Here is an 11,489-nt window from a genome sequence, read left to right on the forward strand (position 1 = left end):
GGGTGGGTGTCGCCGGACGGCGCAAAACGCCGCTCGGGGTTTCATTCGTGGATCCCTGTTCTCCACTGCAGAACCGCAAATGCGGACGCCGCGTTCTCACCGATCGGCATTCCCGTTTCATTTCCGGAACCTATCAGTCCTTCGGGTCGCATTCGTTTCTCTTACCCGCGATCGACAACCGTTTTCCATTGCCGTTGGGCGCCGGGAGGTTAGCACGGGCAATGTTCCGGGCACCGCCCGGAAAGACACCGTTTTCGGTCATTTAAACGGCTGGCGTTGCAGCGCCTCGACGCCAAGAATGCCGAGCGTTCGCTGTCGCCTTCTCGTAGGCCGATTGCGGATCTCTTGTGAACCTTGTCATCGGAATGCATCGGGACGGCGACGGCGTGAAGCGCGCTTGTGTACCGCCCGTGCATTCGGTGTGAACCCAACGGGCGGAGCCATGTACGTCGTCGGACTGGATATCGGCTATTCGAATGTGAAGATTGCCGCAGGGCCTCGCGGAGACCTGCCGAGACTGATCCTGCGCCCGGCCGGAGCCGCTCCGCGGGAGCGTCTGGGCGAGCGCATCGGCGCGGAGGAGGAGGGGAGCGCAACCGGCGCTGCCGCCGATCGGCCGGTCCCGGTCGATCTGGACGGCGTGCTCTGGGCAGCGGCGATCGAGCCCGAGCGCTTCGAGGACTGGCAGCGCCCGCTGCACGAAGACTATCCGGCCACCCCGAGCTATCACGCCCTGGCCCTGGCCGCGCTTCGGCTGACGGGGCAGCGCGCCATCGACCTGGTCGTGACCGGGTTGCCGGTCGCCCAAGCCGACGACCCTCGCCGTCGGGAGCGCCTGAAGCGCCTCCTGACGGGGCGGCACGGCAGCGGCGAGGCGCGCGTCGAGGTCGGGGAGGTGCGGGTCGTTCCGCAGCCGATCGGCGCCTACCTCGATCTGGTCTATACCGCCACGGACGAGGAGATCCTCGAGCGCATCGAGACCGGCACCGTCATCGTGCTGGACGCCGGCTTCTATTCCTTCGATTGGGCGCTCGTTGTCAAAGGGGAGCTGCGCCGCAGCGCCAGCGGCACCAGCCTGGAGGCCATGTCGGTGCTGCTGGAGCGGGCCGCGCAGGAGGCCGCGGCCGAGGCGGGCGGCAAGCCCCAGCCGCTCGGTCTGGAGGCCGCGCTGCGCGCCGGGCGTGGGCATGTGCTGCAGGCCGGACATCGCCTGTCGGTGCCGACCCTCCTCGGGCGTGCGGCCGGACCGGTCTGCGCGGTCGCCCTGGAGAGCCTGCGCCGATCCCTGCGCCGCGAGAGCGCGAGCGTGGATCTCGTGTTGATCGCCGGGGGCGGCGGAAGCTATTACTTGCGGGCGGCGGCCGGGTTGTTTCCGGGTGCAACGGTGGTAGTGGCCCCGGATCCGATCGCTGCGAACGCGCGCGGGTTTCATCGTTATGCCGGCTGAGGCGCGCTCGTGCGAGCTGCTGCGCGCCGTGGTCAACATCGGCCCGTCCCAGCCCGAGCTGCTGGCGGATCTCGTGCAGCTGCCCAAGCGCTCGCGGGCCGCACGGCTGCGTCACCTCGCCGCCGTCGGGTTGTTGGCGATCAAAGGCGGTGCCGTTGCGCTTGCCAAGGTGGCACCGGCAACGCCGTCGATGTCCGACGACCCGGCGGCACTGCGGCGCCGGGATCGGCTCGTCGGCCGACTGGGGCGCGTCGATGATTAAGTGCGCCTGGTTTGCCGGTGTCCTCTGCGGTGTGCTGGCCACGACCGTGCCCGTCCATGCCGCGCCGGAAACGATCGACGGCGCACCCGTCGGCCCGCCAGACAGCCACGGCCAAGCATCGCTGCCGTCGGTCTGGGCCGAACCGGCAGGGGCTCAAGGGATCGAACCGAATCTGCTCTATGCCGCCGCGCTGTCGGCGAGCGGGCGGATCGCGAACGGGCGGATCGCGAACGGGCAGGCCGCGCCGTGGCCCTGGACGCTCGTCGTGGACGGGCGTCGCGTGCACTACGCGACCCGCGAGGACGCGCAACGCGCCCTGGACGACGCCTCGTCGGACGCGGCGACAGACCTCGCGGTCGGACTCCTGGCCGTGCCGGTGCGCCACCTGTGGTTCGGCGGCACGCCGGCCGAGCTGCTCGATCCGGCGCGCAACCTCGCGCGCGGGGCCGCACTGATCGCCGTCGGTCTGCGCGCCTACCCGAGCAACCCGGCGCGGGGGATCGGTCAGTATCGCGCGGCATCGGACACCGCGGCCGAGACACTCGGCGCACGGATCCTCGCACTCGCCGCGGCGCTGAGTGAACCGGGCAGCGGGTTTGCGGCATCTCCTGTCGAAGCCCCCGAACAATCGTCCGAACGGCCCGCCGTACCGTCGCCAGCGTCTTCCGGCGCTACGGCACAGGATGGCCCGCGCATTCGCACCGTCGTTGCAAGGCACCAAAACCATTGCATCGCCCCGGACAAACAACCCGTGGCCGCCCTCGTGGAGGCCGCCGCACGTCGCCACGGCGTGGATCCGGCGTTCGCGCTCGCCATCGCCCGGCGCGAGAGCGCATTCCGCCAGACGGCGGTCTCCCCGAAGGGCGCGACCGGCGTGATGCAGCTGATGCCCGCGACCGCCGCCCGCTACGGCGCGAATCCGCGCGACCTTGAGCAGAACATCGACGCCGGGGTGCGCTACTTGCGCGACTTGGCCGGGATGTTCGACGGCGATCCCGCGTTGGTCGCCGCCGGCTACAACGCGGGGGAGGGCGCCGTGATCAAGCACGGCTATCGCATCCCGCCCTATCGCGAGACCCGCACCTACGTCCCCCGCGTTCTCGAATCCCGATCGGAGTATCTGCAATGCCGCCAACCCTGATGCCGTCCCCCGGAATCCCCGACCTGCAGGACACCGTGCGACGCTGCAATCGCCTCTATTGGATCGGCGCACGGGATGCCGCCAGGGTCTCGCCGCAGGTGGCCTCAACACTGTTCGGCGTCACCCCGGAACTGGCCGAGTGGCTCGCCGGCGCCACGCTGGAGGCGGTGCTCGATCTGGCCGAAGCACCCGTGGTGACCTTCCGCGCGAGCCTCGACGCACCGCTCGCCCGGGCGCAGGTGCCGCCCGCCCTGCGCAATCTGCATCTGGCGCTGCGTGCCGCCGGGGGTGCGGGGTGAGCGCCGATCCATTGAAGCCCGGCCCGATCGCCCTCGGGCAAACTTCTGCACGCATGCCGGATCCACACCTCGCCCGACACGACGCCGAGAACCTCGCACTCGCATTGCTGAGGCACGGCGCGCGGGTCGGGGTCGTGCATTGGGCCACCGGGCTGAAGAGTACGGTCCTCGCCGGCTGGTATCGGCAGCTGCACGGGCGGGCACCGCCGCGCGGTCCGCTGCCGGACAGCGCCGGGTCGATGATCCGCACCCGCACCGAGCATGCCGCGGCCTCGCTCTTCGGCGTGGTCTATGCCGAGCACCGTCGCGACGGCGCCCTCGGGCGCATGATCGACCCGCAGGGTCTGGTGCGCGCCTACGAGCTTTATCTGGCGCTGATCGACGGCCCGCATGCGGGTGTTCTGGGTATCAACCAAGCCTGGATCGTCGCGCGGGATCTGCGCGCCGGGCTCGCCGCGATCGCCTGGTGTCCGTCCTGCGAGGCCCGCTACATCGCCATGCGCGACGCGATCCTGATCGGCTGTCCGCTGTGCGCCCTCTATGCGCGGGCCGGCGGACGCGCCTCTCCTCGGCGAGCAGGGCATCCCGATGCGACCACGCGCTGACGCCCTCGCCGCGGGCCTCCTGGTCGCGCTGACGGCCGGACCGACGCCGGCAGCACCCGCGGGCGGCTTCTACGCGCGCGATGCCGAAGGCTGGTTCTGGTACCGGGAGCCGCCCGTCCCTGCGCCGATCACCGAGCAGCCTTCAAAGCCCGTCGAGGAGAGCCCGTCCGAACCCGTCGCGGCGTCGCCACCGGCGCCGGAACCGATCCAGGCGCCCGCGCCGCTCTCCGCGCACTGGTTCCGCGAACACCTGGACACCTACCGCGACCGCGCCATCGACGATCCGTCCCCCGAGAACGTGGCGGTCTACCTGCACCTGCAGCGCATCGCGATGGACAAGTCCACTCGGTTCGCTCGGGTGTCCGAGCGCGTGGTGCAGGGCGATCCCGTCCTCGACGAGATCACCCGCCGTCCCACCGCCAACTTCGGGGCGAACCTGGCCGACAAACAGGCGAGCGCCGCCGGCGATGCACTGCTCGAACGCCTCGCCGGGGAGACCGCGCTCTGGTTCTTCTTCCGCTCGGACTGTCCCTATTGCGATGCACAGGCCCCGCTCCTGGAGGCCCTCGCGCAGCGCTACGGCTTCGCGGTACTGGCGGTGTCGCTCGACGGGGCGGGCCTTGCGGACGGGACGTTTCCCGCATTCGACATCGACCGCGGTCAGGCCGAGGCGCTGGGCGTGATCTCCACCCCGGCGATGTTCCTCGCCCGCCCGGATCAGGGCGCGGTGGCGCCGATCGCCCAGGGACTGCTTTCGCTCGCCCAGCTGCGCGATCGCATCGTCCTCGCCGCCGTCCAGGCCGGCTGGGTCAACGAGGCGGAGGCGAGCCGTCTCCGAGCGGGTCCGGCCGATGCGCGCAGCGCTGCCGCGACCCTCTCCGCACTCCCCGAGGACCCGCGCGCCTTGCTCGAGGCACTGCGCGCCACCGTTCTTCCCGACACCCGACCCGACTCCAGCCAGGCCCCCCGATGAAGATTCGATTCGCACCGACCCTTGTCCTGATCGCCGCGACGGCGACACCCGCCGCCGAGGCGGCCGGCATCGCCACCCAGTCGAGCGTCATGTTCGACAGCATGGTCAATCTCACCAACCCCTCCGCACACATGGGACAGCGCCGCGGCGCCTTCTCGGGCGGGTCGGTGGTGAACCGCAACCGCCTCATGAGCGAGTCGCTCTGGCATGTGGTGCCGCCGTCCTTCGAGGCCGGCTGCGGCGGCATCGACATGTTCGCCGGCTCCTTCAGCTTCATCTCCGCGGATCAGTTCCAACAACTGATGCGCTCGATCGCGGCGAACGCGACCGGCTACGCCTTCGAGGTCGCCCTGACCGCCATGTGTCCGACCTGTGTCGAGGTCATGGAGTCGCTGCAGCGCAAGCTCCAGGCGCTCAATCAGGGCTACGCCAACTCCTGTCAGCTCGCCAAGGGTCTGGTCAACGACGTGGCGAGCGCCTTCGACGTGCAGCACAAGGACAACACCTCGCTGGTGGCGATGGTGAAGGGCTTCGGCGACGTCTTCGAGACCCGCAGCCTGACCTCCGGGGAAAGCCCGGTGAATCAGGTCGCGAACAACCTGACCGACGAGCAGCGCGCCGAGGCCGATCTGCAGGGCAATCTGGTCTGGCAGGCGCTCAAACGCCAAGGCGCGGCCGGTTGGTTCGTCGGCGGCGACGATGCCCTGCTCGAAGCCATCATGAGCGTGACCGGCTCGGTGATCCTCGGTCCGCCCGAGCCCGCACCCGACGGAGCCGGAGACAACTTCCGGGTCACCCCGCTGCCGGGCAACCTCATGAGCGTGCGCGATCTGCTCTGGGGCAGCAGCGCGCACGAGGACACCGGCCCCGGTCAGAGCACCGTGAACCATGTCGTGCGGCGCTACAGCTGCAACGACACGGCGGTGAACGGCTGCATGGCGCCGAGCGTGATCGCCGATACGCAGACCGTGGGGTTGGTGCAGTACACCGATCACCTGCTGCTGGGCGATCCGAACGTCCCGGGCAGCGTCGGTCTGGTGCAGAAGTTTCGACTGGGCGCAACCGCACCGACCGCCCGCGAGCAAGCCTTCATGGAGCTCGCCCCCAACGGCATCGGGGCGCAACTGCGCAACCTCGCCCGCCACGACGAGGGCCTGGCGCGGATCTTCGCCAAGCAGGCCGCGCCCGTGATCGCGTTGGAAATGGCTCAACTCATCATGTCCGACCTGCTGCGCGCGGCGGAGAACGCGCTCGCGATGGGCGCCAATGCCTACACCGCCAAGGTCGCCGAGCAGATCAAGGGCGCGCGCGAGCAGGTGTATCGCGAATACGCCGTCCTCGCCGCGCGCTACGGCAACGCCCAATCCCTGCTCGCCTACTACCGGGATCTGTCCGCCCAAGTGAAGGGCCGGGCCGAGTCCACCCCCAACCAACGCTGAGGCACGGCAACAGCCATGTTCGAGATCTATTCCATCGGCGACGCCGCCTACCTCGCGGCGGTCCTCAACGCGGTGGCCATGCTCATGGGCACCGGCAACATGAGCCAGCTCGCCGGGGTCGGCTTCCTGATCGGCGTTATCCTGGTGACCTTTCAGGGCCTGGTGCAGGCGCGCGCCCCCCAGTACCAGCAGATGCTGATCGCGCTGGTGATCTACCTGGGCATGTTCGGTCCGAGCGCGCGGGTGAGCGTGGAGGACCTCTACTCCGGGGCGGTGCACCGGGTCGACAACGTCCCCTTGGGCGTGGCCGCCGTCGGCTCGGCGCTCTCGCAGGTGGGGTACGGCGTCACCCGGCTCTTCGAGCAGGCGTTCTCCACCCCGGCGATGACCGACTACGGCTTCGCCGCACCCCTGCAGATCCTGCAGAGCGTGCGCGCGGGCACCCTGTCGCGCGCGCGGCTCGGTGCGGCCAACAGCCCGACACCGGGCGCGGACATCGAGCGCTCCTTCGTCAACTACATCGCCGAGTGCGTGCTCTACGACGTGGACACCGGACAGCGCTCCCTGGACAGCGTGCTGCGCGATCCGAGCTGGACCGGCGCCCTGGCGGTCGCCAATCCGATGCCGACCACCGAGCTGTGGCTGGGCGGGGCCCCGGTCGTGAAGGCATGCGACGATGCCTGGGCGGATCTGTCCGCCTACACGACCACCGAGTTCCTGCCGGCGCTGCGCGGCTCGCTCGCGGCGACCCTCGCCGTGCAGGCCGGGGAGGTGGACAACGCCGTACAGACCGCTCTGGATGCCGTCGCCGGCGCCGGGGTGGACGCGCAGAACTACATGGTGATGTCCGTGGCGGCGAGCGTCCTGCCCAAGGGCGAGGCACAGGTCTGGGAGGAGCTCGGACGCTGGGAAACCGCGTCGACCATCACCCAGGCGGCCCAGCAGCGCAACACCCAATGGGCGGCCGAGGAGACCCTGTTCGCGCGCATCGTGCGCCCCATGATGACCTTCTTCGAGGCGTTCCTGTTCGCCGTCTCCCCGCTGATGGTCTTCGCCGTGGGGCTGGGCACGATCGGTATCCGGATGATCGGCAAGTACCTGCTGTTCGGTCTCTGGATCCAGCTCTGGCAGCCGATCCTCGCCGTGATCAACCTCTACATCATCCTGACGACCCAAGGCAAACTCGATGCCCTGCGCAATGCCGGCATGGGCAACCTGGAGCTGCCCTCGATCTTCGCGCTGTGGAAGCTCGACTTCATCCTCTCGGATTATCTCGGGGTCGGCGGGATGCTCGCGGCGAGCACGCCGGCGATCTCCTTGATGCTGATCTACGGCTCGGCGGTCACCGCGACCCATTTGGCGGGACGCCTGCAAGGCGGGGACCACGTCAACGAGAAGATCGCGAGCCCCGATGCGGTGAATCCCGCGGCCGCCTTGTCGATGGGGTCGCTCAAGACCCATGCCCCGCTCACCGGCACGACGACGCCGAACGCCAATTCCGTGCTCTGGTCGGCGGATGTCGGGCGCTCCATGCAGGACAGCGTGCGCTCCGGCGAGCAGGCCGTGCAGCAGGCCAGCTCCCGGTTTTCCTCCGCCTTGGGTGCGGCCGCGAGCGCGACGGCGTCCCGGTCGGGCGAGAGCTTCGATGCGCGCTCGAAGGGCTGGGAGTATGCAGCCACGGGCAGTGCGACGGATAAGACGCTTCTGGCCGAAGCCGAATCGATCGCCTCGGGTTACCGACAGGACGAGGTGTCGCGCTCGGGCATCGCGGCAGCTTTGGCCGGCGGTCTGTCGGGCGGAAGAAACGATCAAGGACGCACCGGGAAGGCGTCGATTTCGGGCGACCTTCAGCGAACCTACGGCGTGGAGAAGACGATCGCCGATTCCCTTGCCGGCGAGATCTCGCGACGCGTCACGGGTGACGCGGGGTTCGAGGCCCGCCTGGCCGAGTCGATCAGGCTCGACGAACAGACAGGACGGCGAAACGTGTTCTCGCAGCGCCTCACCGACGAGGAGAGCGCGCGGCTGACCCGCTCCGCCGACGATGTCGTCACCACCTCGCTTTCGCTGGAGCGTGCGCGCTCCATGGAGAGCCGCTACGGCGCGATGGGTCGCTTCGGCGCCTCGGAAATCGGTCATGCCATTGCCCAGAATCCGGCAATGATGACGCGGGTGATGCAGGAGATCGATCGGCGCAACCTCGCCGGGGATCACCAGACCCTGGCGGGCTCATGGGCCTACGCGAAGAACATGACGGCGGACTCCGCGCAGGCGGCGGCCGGGATCGCCCTCCTGATCGGCCATGCGGACGGTGCGACCACGCGCACCTTCGGCCCCGCCGAGGCGCAAAGCGCGAAGGAAGCGGGCTACGGCATTCTGGGGGATCTCTTCGGGACCCATCGACCCGGACCCGACAGCGATCCGAACCGTCACGCCGGCCTTGAAGCCGGAGCGCCGCGCTTCGGATCGGCACGGGAGACCTTCGAGCGGGCCGGCGTGAGCGATCCGAGCGGGCGGGTGGCCGGGTTGCACGGCGAGATCGACGCGCACGGGCGCATCGCGGGCGGTGCCGACGATCCGTCCGCCGTCGCGCAATTCCATGGCCAAAGTCGCGACGCGGTTGCGAGCCGCCGAGAGGAGCACGAGGCGGAGGTGCGTGCGCAGAACCGTGACCGGCTCGGTGCGCTCATCGATCGGCAGGCCATCCTGCCGCGTTCCGCGGCACGGACCCTTCACAACGAGGTCGGGGGGATCCTGATCAAAGCGGCCGAGGTCGGGACTCTGACGGCGGCCGGCGCGGGCGGGAGTCTGAATCGGACGGTCGCGGCCGCGAAGGCGTTCGGATCCACCTTGGCAGGCGGGGGCGGTGTGGCGGACGCGCTCGCGGCCGGAAAGGCGGCTGCGGGCGGCGAAGCCGGCTGGACCAAGGCCGTCGACACCATCGTTGCGGCACGGATGCAGGAGGTCGCCGGCTTCGGGTTGACATCCGCCCAACACGCGCTGTTTCGGGAGTCCACCGGATCGGTGTTTGCGGACCTGCCCAGTCAAGGCCAACAAGCCGCCAGAGCCGCGGTGGTCGCGGAAGCCGGGGGCGGGACTCGCGGTGAACACATCGCGGAGTTGATCGAGCGCGCGGCGGTCTCGCGCGAAGACACCGACCTTCGCCTGATCGGAAACTACAACAGCCACGGGGCCGCGACGGAAAAAAAAACTGAACAATCCGGGTTAGAGTTGCATCGAACACCGACGCCGACCGAAACCCCGACCCAACTCTCGGCCGGCGCGAGCGCGGGTGCGACGACATCGACCGTCGGAGGTGCGGCCGGAGGAGTGCTGGACATCATCGCGAGCGCCGAGTCCGGCGGGAACTACAATGCCTGGTACGGCAACCCCGGCCAGAATGCGGTGGATCTGTCGGCGCTGACGCTCGATCGGATCCGCGATCTGCAAAAGGACTTGGTGAAGACCCGGGGTGGCTCTCCGATCGGACGCTATCAGATCATCGACGACACCCTGGATCGCCTCAGGGTGCGGATGGGTCTCTCGGGCAGCGAGCCGTTCACGCCCGAGCTTCAAGACCGGATGGGTCTGCTCTTGATGCGCGATGCAGGCTTCAACGCCTGGCAACGCGGGACCATCGACGACGCGACGTTCAACCACCGACTGTCCAAAGTCTGGGCCGGACTCCCGATGGACGGGTCGAACCAAAGCTACTACGAGGGCAAGGCCGGCAATCGCGCCACCGTGGATTACGATGTCGTGATGGACGGGCTGCGACGGCTCAAATGATCGGGGGCAGGGGAGAGAGGGTCTTGATGATGAAACCGAAACACGTCTTTCGCGCGCTGCGGACCATCCCGCGGCGCGTTCGGTGGATGCTTGCCGTGCCGGTGGCGATCGCGGCGGCGTTCGCGATCGACGCCGATGCGGGTTTTGCGTCGCTGATGGTCCTGACAGCCGTCGGTGTCATGCGGAATTTTTTCGATGGCGAACCAGCCCCGTGCGTTGACGGGGACGAGTTCGATGAGGAGGACGATCCAGCCTATGGTCGTTTGTTTCCGCTCCGTCTCGTGAGGAATCCGTTCGATCCGAGTGACCCCTTTCTGATGCGACGGCACGATGATGCGGACATGCATCATCGTCACTTCGAGAGCGACTGATCCGGGCGGTTTGAAGGCCGGATCCTTATGCCCACGATCCGAGGACCGCTCGTCGGACGCGATCGCCATGATCCCGATCCACAGGTGATGACGTCCGTGATCGCGATCTCGCCGCGATTGCCGAGGTGACGATCGCGGCGTTTCTGGACCTGGATATCGACAGCCAGACGGAACACGCCAACATCGACGCGCTCCGCGCCGCCGCGGCATGCGACCTCAGCTGCTGGTTCGGCGTCGATGGGTTATCGTTGCCGCTGGAATGTGAACGGTGTTCTCTACGGGATTGGGCCACCGAGACCGCGACCCAGTCGCGACCCGAGCGGACCGGTTCAAGCTCGGCCGGCGACCCGGTAGCGTGCACTGCCGGCGATCCAAGGCGACCGTTCTGGACGCATTGGAGACGTTCGCAGCTTAAACCGAGAGCGAATCGGTACGGCCAGTTGCTGCCGCTCGTTGTTTCCGCGGAGCGCTCATAGCAGAGGCTGCTTCACACAGAAAGCTGTCGTGCGTGCTAAGCGAGCAACTCACCTAGTGGTCGTAGAACATGTCTAGTTTCTGAGGAGACTTACCTTGCAGCTATGATAGCGGCATGGACGAATATCTTGATCTAAGCCGCCGGTTTGGGCTCCTGACGAAGCTTGCGGTCGCCGAACTGGTCGCATCTGCGTTTCCGGGTAAGCGCCTGACCTGGGACAAGGTGCTGGAGGGGCGTTTCTCAGTCATCGTGGGCCGGGCTAACTTTGGCAAAACCATGGAGCTCAAGGCCAAGAGCAAAGCCCTGCGCGCCCAAGGTCAGCTTGTTGTCTATGTTGCGCTACACAAGGTTCTGGGGGAAGACGGCTTCGAGGACGCGCTGGATGCCGAGGACCGTAGTGCCCTATATGCCTGGAGGCATTCGGGCGGCGAGTTGACAGCTCTTGTCGACTCTCTGGACGAGGCATCCCTTGGTACCGTGGATGGCATTCGAAAGGCGCTGCGGCGTTTGAGCAATGCGTTTGACTGGCCGAACTCAGACGTCAGGTGGGTCCTGTCCTCCCGGCCAGCCGTGCTTACGGAGGAAGTCCTCGCATGAGTGCGGTCAGCGATTTTGATGGTTTCGCGATCAAGTTGCGTGATAGGGGTCGGCGAAGCGCTCCCCCGGTCTCGCGCGGCCGGGGTGTGGG

At 68.2% G+C, this 11,489-nt stretch carries 10 protein-coding genes; 9 read left to right on the plus strand and 1 reads right to left on the minus strand.

Features of this window, described 5'->3' with window-relative positions; all coding sequences use genetic code 11:
- Positions 1-442: 442 nt before the first annotated feature.
- From BLV04_RS13925 to BLV04_RS13960, 8 genes are read left to right on the plus strand one after another with little or no spacing between them, the layout of a single operon-like run.
- Positions 443-1,447 carry a ParM/StbA family protein gene (locus BLV04_RS13925; RefSeq protein WP_093033116.1) on the plus strand — a complete coding sequence of 335 codons (1,005 nt, stop codon included), beginning with the start codon at positions 443-445 and terminating at the stop codon, positions 1,445-1,447.
- On the plus strand, positions 1,437-1,709 hold the full coding sequence (locus BLV04_RS13930; protein WP_093033119.1) for a hypothetical protein: 273 nt from the start codon (positions 1,437-1,439) through the stop codon (positions 1,707-1,709). Before BLV04_RS13925 ends, BLV04_RS13930 begins: the two co-directional genes overlap by 11 nt.
- The gene (locus BLV04_RS13935; protein WP_093033122.1) at positions 1,702-2,850 is read left to right on the plus strand and encodes a lytic transglycosylase domain-containing protein; all 1,149 of its coding nucleotides are present in this window, start codon (positions 1,702-1,704) and stop codon (positions 2,848-2,850) included. Before BLV04_RS13930 ends, BLV04_RS13935 begins: the two co-directional genes overlap by 8 nt.
- Positions 2,835-3,149: a flagellar transcriptional regulator FlhD gene (locus BLV04_RS13940; protein ID WP_093033125.1), complete on the plus strand. Its 315-nt coding sequence runs from the start codon at positions 2,835-2,837 to the stop codon at positions 3,147-3,149. Before BLV04_RS13935 ends, BLV04_RS13940 begins: the two co-directional genes overlap by 16 nt.
- Complete coding sequence (locus tag BLV04_RS13945; protein ID WP_245731884.1) at positions 3,146-3,754, plus strand: FlhC family transcriptional regulator; 609 nt, start codon at positions 3,146-3,148, stop codon at positions 3,752-3,754. The genes BLV04_RS13940 and BLV04_RS13945 overlap by 4 nt, the downstream gene beginning before the upstream one ends.
- On the plus strand, positions 3,738-4,727 hold the full coding sequence (traF, locus tag BLV04_RS13950; RefSeq protein ID WP_093033170.1) for a conjugal transfer protein TraF: 990 nt from the start codon (positions 3,738-3,740) through the stop codon (positions 4,725-4,727). The genes BLV04_RS13945 and traF overlap by 17 nt, the downstream gene beginning before the upstream one ends.
- Complete coding sequence (locus BLV04_RS13955; RefSeq protein WP_093033131.1) at positions 4,724-6,166, plus strand: conjugal transfer protein TraH; 1,443 nt, start codon at positions 4,724-4,726, stop codon at positions 6,164-6,166. Before traF ends, BLV04_RS13955 begins: the two co-directional genes overlap by 4 nt.
- Before the next feature lie 15 nt (positions 6,167-6,181).
- Positions 6,182-9,955, plus strand: coding sequence for a conjugal transfer protein TraG N-terminal domain-containing protein (locus BLV04_RS13960; protein WP_093033134.1), 3,774 nt, complete (start codon positions 6,182-6,184; stop codon positions 9,953-9,955).
- On the opposite strand, the gene BLV04_RS24465 is transcribed toward BLV04_RS13960, so the two are convergent.
- Entirely contained in the window at positions 9,916-10,395 is a 480-nt protein-coding gene (locus BLV04_RS24465) for a hypothetical protein (protein ID WP_139191936.1), read from the minus strand. The two genes, BLV04_RS13960 and BLV04_RS24465, sit on opposite strands and share 40 nt — an antisense overlap.
- 520 nt (positions 10,396-10,915) lie before the next feature.
- On the opposite strand from BLV04_RS24465, the gene BLV04_RS13970 reads away from it, so the two are divergent.
- Positions 10,916-11,398 carry a hypothetical protein gene (locus BLV04_RS13970; protein ID WP_093033140.1) on the plus strand — a complete coding sequence of 161 codons (483 nt, stop codon included), beginning with the start codon at positions 10,916-10,918 and terminating at the stop codon, positions 11,396-11,398.
- The last annotated feature ends 91 nt before the right edge of the window (positions 11,399-11,489 follow it).

Origin of the sequence: Thiocapsa roseopersicina (assembly GCF_900106925.1) — a bacterium.
Lineage (GTDB): Bacteria > Pseudomonadota > Gammaproteobacteria > Chromatiales > Chromatiaceae > Thiocapsa > Thiocapsa roseopersicina.